The 20,857-nt window shown below is 59.0% G+C and carries 17 protein-coding genes and 1 pseudogene; 6 read left to right on the top strand and 12 right to left on the bottom strand.

All coding sequences use genetic code 11. From position 1 onward, the window contains the following. Nucleotides 1-9 precede the first annotated feature (9 nt). The 4 genes from purT to K0F75_RS07140 all read right to left on the bottom strand — a co-directional run bounded on the left by purT (nt 10) and on the right by K0F75_RS07140 (nt 2,696). Nucleotides 10-1,191: a formate-dependent phosphoribosylglycinamide formyltransferase gene (gene purT, locus K0F75_RS07155; protein WP_219061155.1), complete on the bottom strand. Its 1,182-nt coding sequence runs from the start codon at nt 1,189-1,191 to the stop codon at nt 10-12. 131 nt (nt 1,192-1,322) lie between these two features. Beyond that, nucleotides 1,323-1,538, bottom strand: coding sequence for a DUF1289 domain-containing protein (locus K0F75_RS07150; protein WP_219061316.1), 216 nt, complete (start codon nt 1,536-1,538; stop codon nt 1,323-1,325). Then, nucleotides 1,535-2,059: a gamma carbonic anhydrase family protein gene (locus K0F75_RS07145; RefSeq protein ID WP_219061154.1), complete on the bottom strand. Its 525-nt coding sequence runs from the start codon at nt 2,057-2,059 to the stop codon at nt 1,535-1,537. Before K0F75_RS07145 ends, K0F75_RS07150 begins: the two co-directional genes overlap by 4 nt. Nucleotides 2,060-2,096: 37 nt before the next feature. Then, a complete protein-coding gene (locus tag K0F75_RS07140; RefSeq protein ID WP_219061153.1) occupies nt 2,097-2,696 on the bottom strand; it encodes a CoA pyrophosphatase in 600 nt (199 codons plus the stop codon). Nucleotides 2,697-2,865: 169 nt separating this feature from the next. Between K0F75_RS07140 and K0F75_RS07135 the strand changes: the two genes are divergently transcribed. The 3 genes and pseudogenes from K0F75_RS07135 to K0F75_RS07125 all read left to right on the top strand — a co-directional run. Next, entirely contained in the window at nt 2,866-3,417 is a 552-nt protein-coding gene (locus tag K0F75_RS07135) for an NUDIX hydrolase (RefSeq protein WP_219061152.1), read from the top strand. 58 nt (nt 3,418-3,475) lie between these two features. Continuing rightward, nucleotides 3,476-4,039, top strand: coding sequence for a murein L,D-transpeptidase family protein (locus tag K0F75_RS07130; protein WP_219061151.1), 564 nt, complete (start codon nt 3,476-3,478; stop codon nt 4,037-4,039). 300 nt (nt 4,040-4,339) lie between these two features. After that, nucleotides 4,340-5,473 (top strand): annotated as a pseudogene (locus tag K0F75_RS07125) (PTS transporter subunit EIIC); the annotation flags it as partial. Between the two features lie 218 nt (nt 5,474-5,691). Here K0F75_RS07125 and K0F75_RS07120 read toward each other — a convergent pair. Then, nucleotides 5,692-6,003, bottom strand: coding sequence for a YqfO family protein (locus K0F75_RS07120; RefSeq protein WP_219061315.1), 312 nt, complete (start codon nt 6,001-6,003; stop codon nt 5,692-5,694). A gap of 17 nt (nt 6,004-6,020) precedes the next feature. After that, the gene (gene purL, locus K0F75_RS07115; RefSeq protein WP_219061150.1) at nt 6,021-9,917 is read right to left on the bottom strand and encodes a phosphoribosylformylglycinamidine synthase; all 3,897 of its coding nucleotides are present in this window, start codon (nt 9,915-9,917) and stop codon (nt 6,021-6,023) included. A gap of 190 nt (nt 9,918-10,107) precedes the next feature. On the opposite strand from purL, the gene mltF reads away from it, so the two are divergent. Next, nucleotides 10,108-11,568, top strand: a complete 1,461-nt coding sequence (mltF, locus tag K0F75_RS07110; protein ID WP_219061149.1) for a membrane-bound lytic murein transglycosylase MltF — start codon at nt 10,108-10,110, stop codon at nt 11,566-11,568. Nucleotides 11,569-11,599: 31 nt separating this feature from the next. On the opposite strand, the gene tadA is transcribed toward mltF, so the two are convergent. The 6 genes from tadA to K0F75_RS07080 form a co-directional block, all read right to left on the bottom strand. Then, on the bottom strand, nt 11,600-12,082 hold the full coding sequence (gene tadA / locus K0F75_RS07105; RefSeq protein ID WP_219061148.1) for a tRNA adenosine(34) deaminase TadA: 483 nt from the start codon (nt 12,080-12,082) through the stop codon (nt 11,600-11,602). Next, nucleotides 12,082-13,455 carry a multicopper oxidase family protein gene (locus tag K0F75_RS07100; protein WP_219061147.1) on the bottom strand — a complete coding sequence of 458 codons (1,374 nt, stop codon included), beginning with the start codon at nt 13,453-13,455 and terminating at the stop codon, nt 12,082-12,084. Before K0F75_RS07100 ends, tadA begins: the two co-directional genes overlap by 1 nt. 174 nt (nt 13,456-13,629) lie before the next feature. Further along, the gene (guaA, locus tag K0F75_RS07095) at nt 13,630-15,207 is read right to left on the bottom strand and encodes a glutamine-hydrolyzing GMP synthase (RefSeq protein ID WP_219061146.1); all 1,578 of its coding nucleotides are present in this window, start codon (nt 15,205-15,207) and stop codon (nt 13,630-13,632) included. A gap of 81 nt (nt 15,208-15,288) precedes the next feature. Continuing rightward, complete coding sequence (guaB, locus tag K0F75_RS07090) at nt 15,289-16,758, bottom strand: IMP dehydrogenase (protein WP_219061145.1); 1,470 nt, start codon at nt 16,756-16,758, stop codon at nt 15,289-15,291. Nucleotides 16,759-16,842: 84 nt separating this feature from the next. Further along, nucleotides 16,843-17,400 (bottom strand): sugar ABC transporter ATPase, encoded by a 558-nt coding sequence (locus K0F75_RS07085; RefSeq protein ID WP_219061144.1) that lies wholly within the window; start codon nt 17,398-17,400, stop codon nt 16,843-16,845. Between the two features lie 68 nt (nt 17,401-17,468). Then, the gene (locus K0F75_RS07080; protein ID WP_219061143.1) at nt 17,469-18,254 is read right to left on the bottom strand and encodes a sulfite exporter TauE/SafE family protein; all 786 of its coding nucleotides are present in this window, start codon (nt 18,252-18,254) and stop codon (nt 17,469-17,471) included. 108 nt (nt 18,255-18,362) lie between these two features. Between K0F75_RS07080 and xseA the strand changes: the two genes are divergently transcribed. Further along, nucleotides 18,363-19,742, top strand: coding sequence for an exodeoxyribonuclease VII large subunit (gene xseA, locus K0F75_RS07075; RefSeq protein WP_219061314.1), 1,380 nt, complete (start codon nt 18,363-18,365; stop codon nt 19,740-19,742). A gap of 7 nt (nt 19,743-19,749) precedes the next feature. Beyond that, entirely contained in the window at nt 19,750-20,592 is an 843-nt protein-coding gene (locus tag K0F75_RS07070) for a peptidoglycan DD-metalloendopeptidase family protein (RefSeq protein ID WP_219061142.1), read from the top strand. The last annotated feature ends 265 nt before the right edge of the window (nt 20,593-20,857 follow it).

Raw genomic sequence — 20,857 nt, 5'->3', positions numbered from 1 at the left:
CAGTTGCAGTTATAGCTGAACCTTCACCGCTTTGGACGCACGCGTCGCTTTGGCGCGGGCGGCTTCGATGGTCTCGTCGCGAGCCAAGGCTACACCCATGCGCCGCTGACCGTTGACTTCCGGCTTGCCGAACAGGCGCAGCGCGGTGTCGGGTTCGCTCAAGGCAGCACCCAGGTTGGCGAAACTGGTTTGCGTGGATTTGCCTTCCACCAGAATCACTGCCGAAGCCGAGGGTCCGAACTGACGGATCAAGGGGATCGGCAGGCCGAGGATCGCCCGCGCATGCAGCGCGAACTGCGACAGATCCTGAGAGATCAGGGTCACCAGTCCAGTGTCATGCGGACGCGGCGAGACTTCGCTGAACCAGACCTGATCGCCCTTGATGAACAACTCGACGCCAAACAGGCCACGGCCACCCAAGGCCTCGGTCACGGCGCGTGCAACCCGCTCGGACTCAGCCAAAGCAACCGGGCTCATGACCTGCGGCTGCCAGGATTCCTGATAGTCGCCCTTCTCCTGACGATGCCCGACCGGCGCGCAGAAGGTAGTGCCGCCAATATGGCGCACGGTCAGCAGGGTGATTTCATAATCGAAATCGATGAACCCCTCGATGATCACCCGACCTTTACCGGCACGGCCACCTTCCTGCGCGTAATCCCAGGCAGCTTGCACGTCGCCTGTGCTTTTGAGCAGGCTCTGGCCTTTACCCGACGAACTCATCACCGGCTTGACCACGCACGGAAAACCGAGGTTTTCAACCGCCTGACGGTAGTCTTCAAAGGTGTCGGCGAAGTGATACGGCGAAGTCGGCAGATCCAGCTCTTCAGCGGCCAGACGACGAATGCCTTCGCGGTTCATCGTCAACAGAGCAGCCCGGGCAGTCGGGATCACGGTGAAACCTTCGGACTCCAGCTCGACCAGGGTCGCGGTCGCAATGGCTTCGATTTCCGGGACGATGTAATGCGGCTTCTCGGCCTCGATCACTGCGCGCAAGGCTGCGCCATCGAGCATGTTGATCACATGACTACGATGCGCGACCTGCATGGCCGGCGCGTTGGCGTAACGGTCAACAGCGATCACTTCGACGCCCAGGCGTTGCAGTTCGATCACCACTTCCTTGCCAAGCTCGCCGCAACCGCAGAGCAATACGCGCGTCGCGGTAGGCGACAGTGGCGTTCCGATTTGAGTCATCTCAGGTCCTCGTGGAGCAGATCATCGAGTCAGTCCGCCATTGGTGGGCGACTCATGGGGAGAAGAAAGGCGCGCAATTTACCACGAAGCCGATCACTTGGGCCCCGTCCCGAAAAAGCGGGGCGCCAGAATCAAAGGGTGGTTTTCACACCCACCGTCCACAGCATGCCGCTGTCCCGCGCTCGCTCATGGCAGCGCCCAAGCACCACACGGCGCTCTGCGTTATCCATGCGACTCCAACGGGTGATTTCCTCAACGGTGCGCTGGCAGCCCAGGCAGATGTCTGCCTCGTCCAGCGCGCAAATATTCACACACGGCGAAGCAACCGGTCGCTCGACGCTCATCAGTCTTCCTGCGGGGCCAGATCACGCGCATAGCGCTGGGCGTTGTGCACATAATGCGCAGCGCTGGCCTCGAGCATTCTTTTCTGCGCGTCAGTCAGTTCACGTACCACTTTGCCAGGCGAACCCATGACCAGCGAGCCGTCGGGGATTTCCTTGCCCTCGCCAATCAGCGAGTTGGCGCCGATGATGCAATAGTTGCCGATCTTCGCACCGTTAAGGATGACCGAGTTGATGCCGATCAGGCTGCAATCGCCCACGGTGCAGCCGTGGAGCATGACGTTATGGCCGATAGTGACGTTTTTGCCGATGGTCAGGGGCGACCCCATGTCGGTGTGCATCACGGTGCCATCTTGGACGTTACTGTTCTCACCGATATGGATCAGCTCGTTGTCGCCACGCAATACGGCGCCAAACCAAACGCTGGCACCGGCTTCGAGCTTGACCTTGCCAATCAGGGTGGCAGTAGGCGCAACCCAGCTTTGCGGATGAGTCTCGACATGGGAATCCCCCAAGCGATATTTCATAGTGTTTTCCTCATGGCGCGCCGGCCGGGGGTAAGTATCAAATATTGATGAAACGCTCAGGCGGTTTGTGCAGGCTGATGTCGGCGTCGTACAGGACATTGACCAGCTCGACGATCATGATCGCTGTCAGGCCCCAGATCTTGAATTCACCGAAACGATAGCTGGGCACATACCAACTGCGACCCTGGTAATCGATACGGTGAGTGTGCTCACGCGGGTCCTCGCGAAAGAACGCCAGCGGCACGCTGAAGACGGCTGCAATCTCGGCATCGTTTGCCTGGTACTCGACGAAGTCAGGAATGATGCCGACGTAAGGCGTGACCCTGATTCCGTGCAAAGAGATCAACGGACTGAGCGGGCCGATCACCTCGACCAGACCTGGCGGCAGACCGATTTCTTCCTCGGCCTCACGCAAGGCCGTAAAAATCAGGTCCGGGTCTTCAGGATCACGTCGTCCACCAGGGAAGGCGACTTCGCCGCCATGGGTCGACAGCCCGCTGGCGCGCAGGGTCAGAATCAACTCTGGCTCATCACTCCGGGTGATGGGCACTAGGACAGCGGCCTCGGGGAAACGTCGATCCGTTTCCAGAGTACGCGGCGTATGACTGCTTACACGGCGAAGTAGCTCGTCCAGCATGGGAAATCTCGATCTGTTGCCTACCTGGCATAATGCACCAAAGCGGCGATGCGCCCAACCCCTTGTAGGACAACCCGGCAACTGATTGGACCTGCTTGTGCAAGCTCAGCTTGCCGACCCCGGTGCGGCACGCCAAGATAGCGGCTGATTTCAGGAATCGACGTTCAGTATGAAATTCTGCAGCCAGTGCGGCAACCCGGTCGTTCAGCGCATCCCCGAGGGCGATAGCCGCTTACGTTACGTCTGCGAGCGTTGCCAGACCGTCCATTATCAGAACCCTAATATCGTCGCCGGGTGCCTGCCGATCTGGGGCACGCAGGTGCTTCTATGCCGTCGCGCCATCGAGCCGCGCATGGGGTACTGGACCTTACCGGCCGGTTTCATGGAAAACGGGGAAACGGTCGAACAGGCCGCCCGCCGCGAAACGGTGGAAGAAGCCTGCGCCACGCTGCGCAACCTGAGCCTGTACATGCTGGTCGATGTGCCGCACATCAGTCAGGTTCACGTGTTTTATCGCGCCGAGCTGGTAGATCTGGAATTTGCTGCCGGGGTCGAGAGCCTGGAGGTCCGGCTTTTCGACGAGGCAGACATTCCATGGTCAGAGCTGGCTTTCATGACGGTAAAGCGTACCTTAGAATGCTTCTTTGCCGACCGGATCCAGCAGGTTTACCCAGTGCGAACTGAGTCCCTGACACCGTCGCAGCAGATAAAAAAGACCTAGTTACTCCGCCGGTAGCGCGTGTAGCGCTACCCATACATTGCTCAGGGATACCGTTTCGATGCGTTGGTTGCTTGCCCTTTTGTGTAGTTGCGTCGTTCCGCTGTCTCAAGCTGCATTCACCGAAACCAGACTGCCCAAGGGCAGTGAACAGAAGTTCATCGGTGGAACAGTCATCAACACGCAGAGCATCGCTGCTAAAAGCATCGATAAAGTACTGATCCTGAAGTCTGCACATCAACTGCAGTTGATCAGCGAAGGCGAGCCACTCAAGACCTACCGCATCTCGCTGGGCAAAGTACCCAAGGGGCAAAAGCTTCGAGAAGGCGACAAGCGCACCCCGGAAGGTCTCTACTGGCTGGACTGGCGCAAGGTCAGCGACAGTTACAACCTGTCGATGCATATCTCCTACCCGAATATCAGCGACTCGGCGCGCGCCCGACGCGAAGGCGTCAACCCGGGCAGCATGATCATGATCCACGGTACGCCGGTCAACGATGATTACCCGGAGTGGTATTTCCAGACCCTGGACTGGACCGACGGCTGCATCGCCATGAGAAACACCGACATGCGCGAGCTCTGGGACCTGGTCAAAGACGGCACCATGGTCGAAATCCGTCCCTGATCATTTTTGATCGACACCGTTTCCACTCTGGTCCCACCCGACTCAGCACCCCCGCCATCCTGCGATAAGGCCGGAAAGGCCTTCCTGCGCGCCCAGATCAGCCACCACCCGGCCTTTGCGACCGTTTCAATGCCCCGCCGATTATCTGGGTCTGGAAGCGTGTGGGCGCTTGCAAACCGGGAGCAGGGCTGATTGCGTGATGGTTGATCGTTCCCGGAGTTTGCGTGCTGCTACCTGAGCAACGTCACCCGCACCCACTCTGCGAGAACAGCGCCATGCATCGCAATAAGGAGCAATACCATGCACCAGCACCTGATCGAAGGCTTACAGAGGCTGGGCCGCGCCTTGATGCTGCCCATCGCCATCTTGCCGATTGCCGGCCTGCTGCTGCGCCTGGGTGATACCGACCTGCTGAACATCGCGATCATGCACGCAGCGGGCAGCACGATTTTCGCCAATCTGGCGCTCATCTTCGCCATTGGCATCGCCGTCGGTTTCGCCCGCGACAACAACGGCACCGCTGGGCTGGCGGGCGCTATCGGCTATCTGGTGATGATCTCCACGCTCCAGGTGCTTGATCCAAAGATCGACATGGGCGTGCTAGCGGGGATCATCAGCGGCCTGATGGGCGGCGCGCTGTACAACCGATTCAGTGACATCAAACTCCCTGAGTACCTGGCTTTTTTTGCTGGACGACGGTTTGTGCCCATCGCCACCGGGCTGATAGCGGTCGGTCTGGGGCTGATATTTGGCCTGATTTGGCCGCCCTTGCAGGACGGCATCAACAGCCTCGGCAAGCTGATGTTGGAAAGCGGCGGCGTCGGCGCGTTTGCCTTTGGTGTGCTGAACCGTCTCCTGGTCGTCACCGGCCTGCATCACATCCTGAACAATCTGGTGTGGTTCGTGTTTGGCACCTTTACCGACCCGGACACAGGGCGCAGGGTGACAGGTGATCTGGCGCGCTATTTCGCTGGCGACCCCGACGCCGGGCAGTTCATGGCCGGCATGTTTCCCATGATGATGTTCGGCCTGCCTGCGGCGTGCCTGGCAATGTACCGCAACGCCCTCGCCAGCCAACGCAAATTGATTGGTGGGGTTCTACTGTGCATGGCGCTGACCTCGTTTTTGACCGGGGTTACCGAACCCGTGGAGTTCACCTTCATGTTTCTCGCACCCTTGCTGTACCTGATCCATGCAGTGCTGACAGGCCTGTCGATGGCGCTGACGAACCTGCTCGACATTCACCTGGGCTTTACCTTCTCTGGCGGCGCGATCGATATGGTGCTGGGCTGGGGTGAGTCCACCAACGGCTGGATGATTTTCCCGCTGGGACTGGCCTATGCCGTCGTGTACTACGTGGCATTCGACTACTGCATCCGACACTTCCACCTGAAAACACCGGGCCGCGAACAGTCACCGAGCAACGAAACCGGCGCGGTACCTGAAAACTGCAGGGGCGTGGCGCTGGATGGCCAAGGCTTGAGTAAACTTGAAGGGGGTGTTTGACATGTACTGATCGGCAGCCGTGCTCAAGGGTTGAGCGAGGCGTTGCGGCCGATGCGGGGGAAAGGGTTAGGCTTTGCCCTCCATCGCAGCCCAGTCAGTGCCTGCGGCCTGTCGGCCAGAGGCAACATAACTCAGGTGCAGCGGATTCAGAAATCCGCCAGCTTCCATACTTCGTAAGCTGGCGTTTCATAGGGATGGCTCTGCTTTAGAGCCATCACTGCCTGAGCGATCAAATCGTCAGCCACTACCAGCTCCACCTTCCATTCCTCCACCTGCTCGATCTCGCCCGCCTGCCCGATGAACGGCTGACTGCCGTCCAACGGGCGAAACTGGCCTTGACCCAGCACCTGCCATGAGCAGTTGTCGTAAGCCCCGATTCGCCCGGCACCTGCGGCGAATACGGCACTCTTGACCACCTCTACATGGCTCGGTGGAACGAAAAAGCTGAGCTTGTACATGGCTCGACCTTTGTCTATCAGTTCACCCATACCCGCGCATTACGGAACATGCGCATCCAGGCACCGTCTTCATCCCACTCTTCCGGACACCAGGAGTTCTGCACGGCACGGAACACACGCTCAGGGTGCGGCATCATGATGGTGACACGGCCGTCACGGCTGGTGAGACCCGTAATCCCGCGCGGCGAACCGTTCGGGTTGGCAGGGTAAGTTTCGGTGACCTTGCCATGGTTGTCGACAAACCGCATCGCTACGCATCCGGACACATCAGCTTCAAGCAACGCGTCTTCGTTGCGGAATTCAGCCAGACCCTCACCGTGAGCAATGGCGATCGGCATACGCGAACCGGCCATACCCTGGAGGAAGATCGACGCTGATTCCTGAACCTGAACCATCGCTACCCGTGCTTCGAACTGCTCGGAGCGGTTGCGCACGAAGTGAGGCCAGAACTCGCTGCCTGGAACCAGTTCGCGAAGGTTGGACAACATCTGGCAACCGTTACACACGCCAAGGGTGAAGCTGTCCTGACGCTCGAAGAAGCTCTGGAAAGCATCCCGCGCGCGACTGTTGAACAGGGCCGACTTGGCCCAGCCTTCGCCCGCGCCGAGCACGTCGCCGTAGGAGAAACCACCGCAGGCCACCAGACCTTTGAACTCATTCAGATCGACGCTACCGGCGAGAATATCGCTCATGTGCACGTCGATGGCGTTGAAGCCGGCGCGATCGAACGCCGCCGCCATCTCGACCTGACCGTTGACGCCCTGCTCACGCAGGACCGCCACTTGCGGACGAATGCCTTTCTTGATGTACGGCGCGCTGATGTTTTCGTTCACGTCGAAGCCCAGCTTGACGCTCAGGCCAGGGTTGTCTTCTTCGAGCAGTACATCGAACTCTTGTTCGGCGCATTCGACGTTGTCACGCAGACGCTGGATTTGATAACTGGTTTCGGCCCACTGACGTTGCAGCGAACGACGTTGACCGGCAAACACCGAATCACCGTTGAAGCTGATCGCCACTTCATCGTTGTTCACCGGCTGACCGATGACCGCGACGCAATCCTGAAGCCCGGCCGCGCTGAACTGTGCAAGCACCTCCGGCGTATCATCCTGGTGAACCTGAATCACTGCGCCCAGCTCTTCGTTGAACAGGATGGCTGCCAGCTCGGCGGAGGTTTCTGCCAGGCTGTCTAAGTACAGGTTCAAACCGCAGTGGCCGGCGAAGGCCATTTCGAGAGCGGTGACCAACAGGCCACCGTCGGAACGGTCGTGATAAGCCAGCAAGAGGCCGTCAGCATTCAGGCCCTGGATCACGGCGAAGAACGCCTTGAGGTCTTCAGCATCGTCCACGTCGGGTGCAACACGACCCAGCTTGCCGTGAACCTGGGCGAGAATCGAGGCGCCCATGCGGTTCTGACCACGGCCCAGATCGATCAGGATCAGGTCGGTTTCGCCCTTGTCCATGCGCAGCTCTGGCGTCAGGGTCTGGCGGATGTCGACCACCGGGGCAAAGCCGGTCACGATCAACGACAGCGGCGACGTCACGCTCTTCTCGGTACCTTCATCGCGCCACTGGGTTTTCATGGACATCGAGTCCTTGCCCACCGGGATGGTGATACCCAGTTCAGGGCACAGCTCCATGCCGACCGCTTTCACGGTGTCATACAAACGTGCGTCTTCACCGGGGTGACCGGCAGCGGACATCCAGTTGGCCGACAGTTTGATGTCGGAAATTTTCGCAATACGCGAAGCAACGATGTTGGTCAGGGTTTCGCCAATCGCCATGCGCCCGGACGCCGGAGCATCCAGCAGTGCCAGCGGCGTACGCTCGCCCATGGCCATGGCTTCACCGGTGTTCACATCGAAGCTGGTGGCCGTCACGGCACAGTCGGCCACGGGCACTTGCCACGGACCCACCATTTGATCACGAGCAACCAGACCGGTGATGGTCCGGTCACCGATGGTGATCAGGAAGCTTTTGCTGGCGACGGCCGGGTGATGCAGAACGCGCTGCACACACTCGTCGATCTCCAGGGTGCTCGGGTCGAAATCATCGCCCAGTTCGCTTTCGCGAGTCGCCGAACGGTGCATGCGCGGCGCCTTGCCCAGCAGCACTTCCAGCGGCATGTCCACCGGGCTGTTGCCGAAGTGGCTGTCGGTCACCGTCAGTTGCGGCTCGGCAGTGGCTTCACCGACGACGGCAAACGGGCAACGCTCACGTTCGCAAATGGCTTTGAAGCGCTCGAAATCTGCAGCGCCAACCGCCATCACATAACGTTCTTGTGATTCGTTGCTCCAGATTTCCAGCGGGGCCATGCCCGGCTCGTCATTTGGAATGTTGCGCAGCTCGAAACGACCGCCACGCCCGCCATCGTTGACCAGTTCCGGGAAGGCGTTGGACAGACCGCCCGCGCCGACGTCATGGATGAAGCTGATCGGGTTTTGATCGCCCAACTGCCAGCAACGGTCGATCACTTCCTGACAGCGACGCTCCATTTCAGGGTTTTCACGCTGAACCGAAGCAAAATCCAGATCCGCCGAGCTGGTGCCGGTCGCCATCGACGACGCGGCACCGCCACCCAGACCGATCAACATGGCCGGACCGCCGAGCACGATCAGCTTGGAGCCGACAGTGATCTCGGCTTTCTGCACGTGTTCGTCACGGATGTTGCCCATACCGCCAGCCAGCATGATCGGCTTGTGGTAACCACGGACTTCATCACCGTGCGGGGTGCTGATCGATTGTTCGAAGGTGCGGAAGTAACCGGTCAGGGCCGGACGTCCAAATTCGTTGTTGAACGCCGCGCCGCCCAGCGGGCCTTCAAGCATGATGTCCAGCGCCGTCACGATGCGCTCGGGTTTGCCGTACGGCACTTCCCACGGCTGTTCAAAACCGGGAATCAGCAGGTTCGACACGGTAAAACCGGTCAGGCCGGCTTTTGGCTTGGCGCCGCGACCGGTTGCACCTTCGTCACGAATCTCGCCGCCGGAGCCGGTAGAGGCGCCCGGGAACGGAGCAATCGCGGTTGGGTGGTTGTGGGTCTCGACCTTCATCAAGATGTGCACCGGCTCCTGCACCGCGCCGTACTGACGGGTTTCAGGGTTCGGGAAGAAACGACCCGCCACCGGGCCTTCGATGACCGCGGCGTTGTCCTTATAGGCAGAGAGGACACCTTCGCCATGCATCTGGAAGGTGTTCTTGATCATGCCGAACAGGCTTTTTTCCTGGTTCTGGCCGTCGATATCCCAGCTGGCATTGAAGATTTTGTGGCGGCAATGCTCAGAGTTGGCCTGGGCGAACATCATCAGTTCGATGTCGTGAGGATTGCGCCCCAGTGCCTCGAAGCTGGTCACCAAGTAATCGATTTCATCATCGGCCAGGGCCAGGCCCAGCTCGACGTTGGCTTTTTCCAGCGCGACGCGACCGCCACCCAGAACATCGATGGCCGTCAGCGGCTTGGGTTCGGCATGGCGGAACAGACCGGCGGCCTGTTCCAGCGTGCCCAACACCAGCTGCGTCATGCGGTCATGCAGAGCGTCAGCAATCAGCTCGGCTTCGACGTCGCTGAACTGGCCTTCTACATAGAAAGCGATACCGCGCTCAAGGCGCTGAATTTTTGCCAGACCGCAGTTGCGGGCAATATCGCTGGCCTTGCTCGACCAGGGTGAAATAGTGCCAAAACGCGGCAACACCAGGAACAGTCGACCGGCCGGCTCTTGAACCGGCACACTCGGGCCGTATTTCAGAAGGCGGGCAAGGACCTGCTGTTCTTCATCGGTCAGAACGCCAGTGACCTCAGCGAAGTGGGCGAATTCAGCGTACAAGCCACTGACAGCTGAAACTTTTTGTTTCAGTTGCTCAAGTAATTTGCTGTGGCGGAAGGCAGAAAGGGCAGGAGCACCGCGCAGGATCAACATCTTCGGGACAGCCTCGGGAAGGGGTGTGCTTTGAGGCCGTACATTCTAGCCTAAACCGCCCCTTTCAGCACCCAGAACGGTGGTTTCCAGCATCGCCTAATATCGGCGACCCTGGAATCGCTCCGCTCTATCAGACAAGGCCCTCACTGTCGAGATATGGCGGTCGGGGTCCTTTGCGTATACTGCACCCATGTTTTCCCAATCCGCTTTCCGCCCGCGCTGTGCCAAATGGCTCATCGCAACCGGACTCTTCCTAATGCTCGGCGCCTGTGTTGATAAACCCAACACACTGGAGCGAGTCAAGGAGGACGGCATTCTGCGCGTGGTCACTCGTAACAGTCCGGCCACTTATTTCCAGGATCGCAACGGTGAAACCGGTTTCGAATACGAGCTGGTCAAGCGCTTCGCCGAGGATCTCGGGGTCGAACTGAAGATCGAAACCGCCGACAACCTTGATGTTTTATTCGACCAGTTGCAGAAGCCCGGAGGCCCGGTGCTGGCCGCTGCGGGCCTGGTTGCTACCGACACACGCAAGCTGCAAGCCCGTTTTTCCCATCCGTACCTGCAAGTCACCCCTCAGATCATCTACCGCAACGGCCAGTCGCGCCCCACCGATGCCGGCGATTTGATCGGAAAAAAGATCATGGTACTCAAGGGCAGCAGCCATGCCGAACAACTGGCCGCACTGAAGCTGAAAACGCCGGCGCTTGAGTACGAAGAGTCCGACGCGGTGGAAGTGGTCGACCTGTTGCGCATGGTGGATGAGGGCCAGATTGACCTGACCTTGGTCGACTCCAATGAATTGGCGATGAATCAGGTGTACTTCCCGAACGTGCGCGTTGCCTTCGACCTGGGCGATAGCCGTGATCAGCGCTGGGCCGTCGCACTGGGCGAAGACAACAGTCTGCTGAACGAGATCAACAATTTCCTCGACAAGGTCGAGAAGAACGGCACGCTACAGCGCTTGAAAGATCGCTATTACGGGCATGTCGACGTCCTTGGCTATGTGGGGGCCTACACCTTCGCCCAGCACCTTCAGCAGCGTTTGCCACACTATGAAAAGCATTTCCGTTCGGCAGGCAAGGAAGAGCAGGTGGATTGGCGATTACTGGCCGCCATCGGTTATCAGGAATCGTTATGGCAGCCCGGCGTCACGTCAAAAACCGGCGTACGGGGTTTGATGATGCTGACTCAAAACACGGCGCAGGCCATGGGCGTGTCCAACCGACTGGACGCCAAGCAGAGCATCGACGGGGGCTCAAAGTACTTTGCCTACATGAAGGATCAGCTGGACGACAAGATTCAAGAGCCTGATCGTACGTGGTTAGCGCTTGCTGCCTACAACGTCGGTAGCGGTCATCTGGATGATGCGCGCAAATTGGCCGAGAACGAGGGCCTGAATCCAAATAAATGGCTGGACGTGAAAAAAATGTTGCCGCGTCTGGCGCAAAAAAAATGGTTCAGCAAAACCCGCTACGGTTATGCCCGAGGCGGCGAACCCGTGCACTTTGTCGCCAACATCCGTCGTTATTACGACATCCTCACGTGGGTCACCCAGCCGCAGCTTGAAGGCAGCCAGGTCGCAGATGGCAATCTGCATGTACCGGGCGTGGACAAGACCAAACCGACTGAAGACAACCCTGCACTTTAAGCGTCTGCCCTGATCTATCGCGCCAGAGAACTCAAGCCTTCGCCCGGCGCATCTTGAAGAACTCACTCAACATCGTCCCGCACTCCTCCGCCAGCACGCCCCCTTCGAACAGCACCCTATGATTGAGGAAGGCCTGACTGAAGAACTGCCCCTGACTCTGGACAATACCGGCCTTGGGCTCAAGCGCACCGTAAACCACGCGAGCGATGCGTGAATGCACAATCAACCCGGCGCACATGCTGCACGGTTCGAGGGTGACGTAGAGGGTGCTACCCGGTAACCGATAATTACTGAGCACCTGAGCGGCGGCGCGAATGGCGACCATCTCGGCGTGGGCGCTGGGGTCGCTGCCGCTGATAGGGCAATTGAACCCGCGACCAATAATTTCGCCGTTCTGCACCACTATCGCGCCCACCGGCACTTCACCCAAGGCTGCGCCCTGCGTGGCCAGCGCCATTGCCTCACGCATGAAATGTTGATCCTGACTGCGATCAATAATCTGCGGCTGCCTCATCAGGACACCTCTATTGCGGCCATTAGCCCGGTTTCCATGTGGTCGATCACATGGCAGTGGAACATCCACACGCCCGGATTATCGGCTACCAGCGCGACACGTGCCCGCTCGTTTTTGCCGAGCAGGTAGGTGTCGGTGAAGTACGGAATGATCGTCCTGCGGTTCGACCCGATGACCTTGAAGCTCATACCGTGCAAGTGAATCGGGTGCTGATACTGGGTCATGTTCTTCAACTCGAAGATGTAGCTTTTACCCTTTTGCAGCTTGGCGATGGGCCGGTCGGCGCAGGTCTTGTCGGTGATGTCCCACGCCTTGCCATTGATCTGCCACAAGCTCGGTGGCGCACCATTGTCGACGTTCACCGACACGGAACCCACCCATTCAAAATTGAAGTTGAGCTTCTCGGCGTTGGCCATGTCTGGTTCGGAAACCGGATTGGCCGGCAGCGCCGGTGGCCATTTGCCGACCGCGTCGCTGCTGGCAACCGAACGAAAGGTTCCCAGGCGTACAGGGCCATTGCGCAACGAAATCTCTTCGCCCGCTGCGGGCGCCTTGATCGCCAGACAAATGCGCATACCCGGCCCCAGCCAATATTCCTTACCCAGCGGCCGTGGCTTGACCGGGTTGCCGTCCAGCGCGTAGATCTGCGCCTCGACACCGGGCATGTTCAGGCGATAGGTCAGGGTATTGTCGAGATTGAGTAGCCTGACCCGGACAATCTGCCCGGCAGGCAAGTCAATGACGGCTTGCGGCACGCCATTGATAGTCGATAAGCGCCCCGCCGTACCGCCGCGCGCGGCTTCACGAGGCACGCTGAAGGCAGTGAATGCGCCCTCTTCGTCAACGTGCCAGCTTTTCAGGCTCAGGGTCCGCTCATGCAGGAAACCGGTCGGCTCACGCTCTTCAACGATCAGCGGCCCAACCAACCCGCGACCCAGCTCTTCGCTGCTGTTCACATGCGGGTGATACCAGTAGCTGCCGGCGTCCGGCACGCGAAACGTGTAATCGAAATACTCGCCCGGCAACACAGGCAGCTGCGAAACGTACGGCACGCCGTCCATTTCCAGCGGCAAACGAATTCCGTGCCAGTGGATCGTGGTCGGCACCGGCAGCTTGTTGATGAACCGTACTCGCAACCACTCGCCCTGACGCACCCGCAACTCAGTGCCCGGCGCGGAGCCACCGAATGCCCAGGCCGGGGTCTGATGGCCAGACACCAGCTCCAGATCCAATGGCGCGGCAATCAGCTCGTAGTCGTGCCCCGCGTCGGAATCCCTGCGCCCCAGCCAATAGCGCGAAGCGCCACCTGCGCCTAAACCAACCACGGCAAGACCGGCTAAACCTCCGAGTATTTGTCGACGGGTAAAGGACATAAGCGCAAGCACCTCAAAAAGAAAACAGAGCGGAGCCGGAGGACCCGCACACACCTGAGAACAGATGCCAGGGGCGAATACGATACACCTGCATTTGAAAAAAAATAAGGGCAGCCTGGGCTGCCCTCATAGATTGAATCATTTCAGCGCTGCGAAGCTGCAAGCGCGATCAAATCATTCCCACTCAATGGTCGCTGGCGGCTTGCTCGATACGTCGTAGGTGACGCGGGAGATGCCTTCGATTTCATTGATGATGCGGCCGCTGACGGTTTCCAGCAGTTCGTAAGGCAGGTGTGCCCAACGCGCGGTCATGAAGTCGACGGTTTCCACCGCACGCAGGGCGACAACCCAAGCGTAACGACGGGCATCGCCCACCACACCGACCGATTTCACCGGCTGGAACACCACGAATGCCTGGCTGACCTTGTGGTACCAGTCAGCCTTGCGCAGCTCTTCGATGAAGATGTGGTCAGCGCGACGCAACAGGTCGGCGTATTCCTTTTTCACTTCACCGAGAATCCGCACACCGAGGCCTGGGCCCGGGAATGGGTGACGGTAAACCATGTCGTACGGCAGGCCGAGTTCGAGACCCAGGCGACGGACTTCATCCTTGAACAGTTCGCGCAACGGCTCGACCAGTTTCAGGTTCATCTCGTCCGGCAAGCCACCCACGTTGTGGTGCGACTTGATCACATGAGCCTTGCCGCTTTTCGCGCCAGCCGACTCGATCACGTCCGGGTAGATGGTGCCCTGGGCCAGGTACTTGATGTTGTCCAGCTTGCAGGATTCGGCATCGAACACATCGATGAAGGTGCGACCGATGATTTTGCGTTTCTTCTCTGGATCGCTTTCGCCCGCCAGATTGTCGAGGAACTGATCTGCGGCGTTGGCGCGGATCACTTTGACACCCATGTTCTCGGCGAACATGGCCATCACTTGCTCGCCTTCGTGCAGACGCAGCAGGCCGTTGTCGACGAAGACGCAGGTCAGTTGATCGCCAATGGCTTTGTGCAGCAATGCCGCAACCACCGAAGAATCGACACCGCCGGACAGACCGAGCAGCACGTTATCGGTGCCAACCAGGGCACGGACATGCGCGATGGCGTCTTCAGCAATGTGCGACGGCGTCCACAAAGCTTCGCAGCCGCAAATGTCGAGAATGAAGCGCGACAGGATGCGACCGCCCTGCTTGGTGTGGGTCACTTCCGGGTGGAACTGCACGCCGTAGTAACCGCGCGCGTCGTCGGCCATGCCGGCGATCGCACAGCTCGGGGTGCTGGCCAGTACGTGAAAGCCTTCCGGGATTTCAGTCACTTTGTCGCCGTGGCTCATCCACACGTCAAGGCCGAAAAGACCGTCTGCATCAACGTGGTCTTCAATACCTTCGAGAAGGCGGCTCTTGCCCACCACATCGACGCGGGCATAACCGAATTCGCGCAGCTCGGAACCTTCGACGCGACCACCCAGCTGTTCAGCCATGGTCTGCATGCCGTAGCAAATCCCGAAGACCGGCACGTTCAGGTCAAACACGGCCTTTGGCGCGCGCGGGCTATCGGCTTCGTGTACGGACTCAGGGCCACCGGCGAGAATGATCCCGCGTGGGTTGAATGCGCGAATCGCTTCGTCGTCCATGTCGAACGGATGCAGCTCGCAATACACGCCGATCTCACGCACGCGGCGGGCGATCAGTTGGGTGTACTGGGAACCGAAGTCGAGGATCAGGATGCGGTGGGCGTGAATGTCGAGGGCCATGACTCATTCTCTCGGTGGAATTCGGAAACAACACGGGGCTGCTAGCAGCCCCGATTATTTAGATGACACTGGATAGCGCTTTTAACCTACGCGGTAGTTCGGCGCTTCTTTGGTGATCTGCACGTCGTGGACATGGGACTCAGCCATGCCGGCACCGGTGATACGCACGAATTCTGGCTTGGTGCGCATCTCTTCGATCGTGGCGCTGCCGGTGTAACCCATGGATGAACGCAGGCCGCCCATCAATTGGTGAACGATAGCGCTCAGCGAGCCTTTGTAAGCGACCCGGCCTTCGATGCCTTCCGGCACCAGCTTCTCGGCACCCTCGGAAGAGTCCTGGAAGTAACGGTCAGAAGAGCCCTGCGCCTGAGACATCGCACCCAGCGAACCCATACCGCGGTAAGCCTTGTAGGAGCGACCCTGGAACAGTTCGATTTCACCTGGCGCCTCTTCGGTACCGGCAAACATCGAGCCCATCATCACGCAGGAAGCACCGGCTACGATGGCTTTGGACAGGTCACCCGAATAACGGATGCCGCCATCGGCGATCAACGGAACGCCCGTGCCTTCAAGGGCAGCGGCGACGTTGGCGATGGCACTGATTTGCGGCACGCCGACACCGGCAACGATGCGCGTGGTGCAGATGGAGCCAGGACCGATACCGACCTTGACCGCATCGGCGCCAGCTTCTGCCAACGCCTTGGCAGCAGCGCCGGTGGCGATGTTGCCGCCGATGACCTGCACTTCAGGGAAATTCTGTTTGACCCAACGGACGCGATCGATCACGCCTTTGGAGTGGCCGTGAGCGGTGTCAACCACCACCACGTCAACGCCGGCGGAGACCAGGGCTGCAACGCGTTCGGCAGTGTCCTTGCCGGTACCGACCGCAGCGCCGACACGCAGACGACCTTGATCGTCCTTGCTCGCCAATGGGTAGGCCTTGGCTTTTTCGATGTCCTTGACGGTCATCATGCCCTTGAGCGCGAACTTGTCGTCGACGATCAGGACTTTTTCCAGACGATGCCTGTGCAGCAGCTCACGCACTTCGTTCTTGTCGGCGCCTTCACGAACAGTGACGAGACGCTCTTTAGGCGTCATCACTTCACGGACAGGAACATCCAGACGGTTTTCGAAGCGCACGTCTCGAGACGTCACGATGCCGACCAGGTCGCCATTGTGCATCACCGGTACGCCGGAAATATTATGCAGATGCGTCAGTTCGAACAGATCACGTACCGTGGCATCCGCCTCGATGGTGATAGGGTCCTTGACTACACCGGCTTCGAACTTCTTGACCTTACGCACTTCGGCAGCTTGCTGCTCGATGGTCATGTTCTTGTGGATAATGCCGATACCACCTTCCTGAGCCATGGCAATTGCCAGACGGGCTTCAGTCACGGTATCCATTGCGGCAGAGACCAGCGGAATATTAAGCTCGATGCCACGTGTCAAACGTGTCTTCAAACTAACTTCGTTGGGAAGCACCTCGGAATAACCGGGCACTAGGAGAATGTCGTCGAAGGTTAGAGCTTCTTGGCTGATACGCAGCATCGCGGGGGCTCCCGAGCGGGAAATTGGAAGCGCGCCATTATACCCATACCGACCTGCCTGCTCAATGTAAACCTCAGCCTATTATCAATCAGTGTCCAAATGTACTTTGACGAACGAAACCGGACGATCCAGACGCTCGGCGAATTCATCGAGAAAGCTCTGCTTGAACGAGGCGTCCAGCCAGTTATTGAAGATGAAACCCAGGTTGGAAAAACCGCAGGCTTGCAGGAACAGAAAGCCATTGATGTCGTCTTCATGCCCGCATTCCGGGCAGATGAAGTTATCGGTGTGACCCGGCATCCAGTCTTCCAGGCTGTCGAACAGTGCTTCACCCACTTCTTTTCTGCACTCAGGGCAGCCGGCTTCTTCGGCGAAATCGGTCAGCGGGGTAAAGATGCAGCGCTTGGTGACGATCTCCAGGCCGTTGATCGCTTGCCCGAATGGCAAGGCCTCAGGGTTCTCGACGACATCACGGGCACCGGGCGCAACGGCATAGGCCATCTTGCTGAAACTGCGGCCGCAGGTGGTCAATTCTTGCTCGATGATGTTCTTGTTCATCAGCCAGCGCAGGATCAGCCGGGCTCGGGCCTCGTGAGCCGGAAAGTCGGAAATCTGCGGGACGATGATGCTCTGGGTATTCATGGATGACGCCTATTGCTGCTACTTAATAAGGCAGCTTAATCCCCCCCTCTTGCAGGTCAAGTGCTCGCTCATGTGGAGAGGTAGCGACCGATCAACGCAATACCACTCGCCAGCACCAGCCACGTGACCAGACGCACAAAGGCCTCACGCGACAGTTTCATGATCAGTGAGCGGCCGATCCATGAACCCACGACCATCGCCGGAAACAAACACGCGGCCAGCATCAGCAACGGCATTTCGGCGTATACCCCCGCCAGCAGAAACAGGCTCAACCGGACGATGGTGCTGCAACTGATCAAAGCGGCCTGGGTCGCCCGAGCCTGCACCTTGGAAGGCAAACGGCTGTTAAGGTAAATCGCGTAAAGAAAACCACCACTGCCAAATAACGCACCGAACAGGCCGCCAATGGTGCCCATCGGTATCGCCCAGCCTGCCGCGAGCTGTGTCGGACGGATTTTTACCCCCAGGCTATAAAGCGCATAAGCAGTGATGAACACCCCCATCAGCAACAGCAATACATCGGACTTGAGGTTGAGCAAAAACACCACACCCACGGTGCAACCTACTGCCATGCAAGGCAGCAGGCGCAGAAGCTCGGCCTTGACCACCGATCGGCGCGAAGGCAGCAGATTGCCGAACGCGGCGATGAAATCCAGCAATACCAACAACGGGATGATCCGCGACAACGCCATGAAATTGATCAACACCGGCCCGGCGATCAACGCAGTACCAAATCCGGCGATGCCAAATACGATGTATGCGCCTATCACGCCCAGTTCGATCAGCACCCAGTCGAGGGGCGTGAACGCCAGTTGATTGAACAGTCCGGTTAAATCGGCAACGGTCATCGACATCCATCCATGAAATGATCCGTGCCGACTGTAACCAGCCCGCAGTACATTCGACCAGATAAAACCACCGCTACCTATCCTATATAAAGGCATGCCTTTATCATGCTCGCCATGATCAAAGAACCCTTCGCAAGACTCGGCCTCGACCGGGAAGTCCTCACCGTCAGCCAGCTCAACGGCCGCGCACGCGTGCTGCTGGAGGATGTGTTCAGTAATATCTGGGTTGAAGGCGAAATATCCAATCTGTCCCGCCCGGCTTCCGGCCATGTGTATTTCACCCTCAAGGACAGTGGCGCCCAAGTACGTTGCGCACTGTTCCGACAAAGCGCCGCACGGGTTCGTCAGGTGTTGAAAGACGGTCTGGCAGTGAAAGTGCGCGGCAAGGTTTCGCTGTTCGAAGGCCGTGGCGATTATCAACTCATCCTCGACACCGTCGAGCCGGCCGGTGAGGGTGCCCTGCGCCTGGCCTTCGATGCACTGAAAGACAAACTCAGCGCCGAAGGCCTGTTCAGCACCGAACGCAAAGTGCCCCTGCCGGCGCATCCACGACGCATCGGTATCATCAGCTCGCCTACGGGCGCGGTGATTCGCGACATCATCAGCGTGTTCCGCCGCCGTGCGCCGCAGGTCCAACTGACGTTGATCCCTACCGCAGTGCAAGGTCGTGATGCTATCGCGCAAATTGTCCGCGCCTTGAAACTGGCCGACTCTCGAGGGTTTGACGCCTTGATCCTGGCCCGTGGCGGCGGGTCGCTGGAAGACTTGTGGTGCTTCAACGAAGAAGCGGTCGCCCGGGCAATCGATGCCTGCGTGACGCCAATTGTCAGCGCCGTCGGGCATGAGACTGACGTCTCGATCAGCGATTTCGTGGCCGACGTACGTGCGCCGACGCCATCGGCTGCGGCAGAGTTGCTCGCACCGGACGCCAGCGACCTGCAGCGTCGGGTCGATAACCTGAAGCGACGGTTAGTCACCCGCATCCAGGATCGCTTGATGCGCGAGCGCCTGCGCCTGGAAGGCATTTCTCGACGCTTGCGTCACCCTGGCGAGCGCCTGCGCCAGCAAGCACAACGTCTGGACGATCTGGACATGCGCCTGCGTCGCGCCTTCGAGCAGCACACACAAAAACGCGCTGCACGCCTGGCCCACCTGCAAGCCCGCCTCGCCGCCCAGCATCCGGGTCGCACCCTCGCGCTGTTGAGACAACGGCTGGACAGTTTGTCCCAACGCTTGCCTCGAGCGATTCGCGAGATCCTCAAGACCCGACGTTTGCAGCTGCAAAGCCACATGCAGACGCTGCACGTGGTCAGCCCACTGGCAACGCTGAGCCGTGGCTACAGCATCCTGCTCGATGAACGTGGTCATGCGATTCGCAGTGCGGCACAAACCCATAACGGCCAGCGCTTGAAAGCCCGGCTTGGCGAAGGTGAATTGCAGGTGCGCGTCGAAGACAACCATCTGGCGCCTGTCACCCTCTCTCTTCTGGATTGATCTATTGATGCTGCGTTTTATTGCGCCACTTTTTGCACTGTGTCTTGCCCTGCCCGCCCATGCCAGCAACGACAGTTACATCGCCCGCCTGCTGAACAAGCCGGTACCGGGTGGTGTTGCGGTCGTCGATCTGGGTGCCAGCGCTCAGGCGCCGCAAGCCAGTTATCAAGGCAGGCCGGTGTTGGTGGTCAAAGAACAGGATGCGCGCTGGCTGGCGATTGTGGGTGTGCCGTTGACGATCAAGCCCGGCAGCCAACAGATCACCGCCAAAACCGCGAATGGCACACGCACCCTGAACTTCACCGTCGCCAGCAAGCAATACCCCGAACAACGCATCACCCTGAAAAACCAGCGTCAGGTCAATCCCAACCCCGCCGACCTGAAACGTATTGATGGCGAACTGGCCGAGCAGATTAGCGCTTACCGCAGCTTCACACCGGGGACGCCGAGCAACCTGCTGCTGGACAAGCCAGTGAGCGGTCCCCTTTCGAGCAAGTTCGGCGTTCGCCGCTTCTTTAATGGCGAGGAACGCAACCCCCACGCGGGTCTGGATTTCGCTGTACCGGCGGGCACCCCGATCAAATCACCAGCCGCTGGCAAGGTGATCCTTATCGGCAATTACTTCTTTAACGGCAATACCGTGTTCGTCGACCACGGCCAGGGCTTCATCAGCATGTTCTGCCACATGTCGAAAATCGACGTGAAGGTTGGACAGACAGTCACCCGTGGCGGCGTGGTGGGCAGAGTCGGCTCAACCGGCCGCGCTACCGGGCCGCATATGCATTGGAACGTCAGCCTGAACGATGCCCGGGTTGATCCAGCAATTTTTATCGGTGCATTTCAGCCCTGAGTTGCGCCCCCGTGGAAGACCGCGCAATTTGCGCGGCCTTTTACTTATGATTCAGCCATAAAAACCCGGTAAAACGCTAAATCAGATGATTTATCTCAATTTTTATCGAGTGCTTGCCAACTTTCACCCCAATGGTTACGGTTGACGGCATGAAAACCTCACACACCCTCATTCTATTGCGCCAACATCGCTGCCTTTGCCTGGTCAGTGCACGACTGCCAAGCTAGATTGCGGTGCCTCGCCCCTTTCTTTCGTTTCAACGGTA

It is taken from the genome of Pseudomonas sp. UMAB-08, from assembly GCF_900095225.1.
Lineage (GTDB): Bacteria > Pseudomonadota > Gammaproteobacteria > Pseudomonadales > Pseudomonadaceae > Aquipseudomonas.
This window is presented reverse-complemented; position numbering and strand designations above follow the sequence as displayed.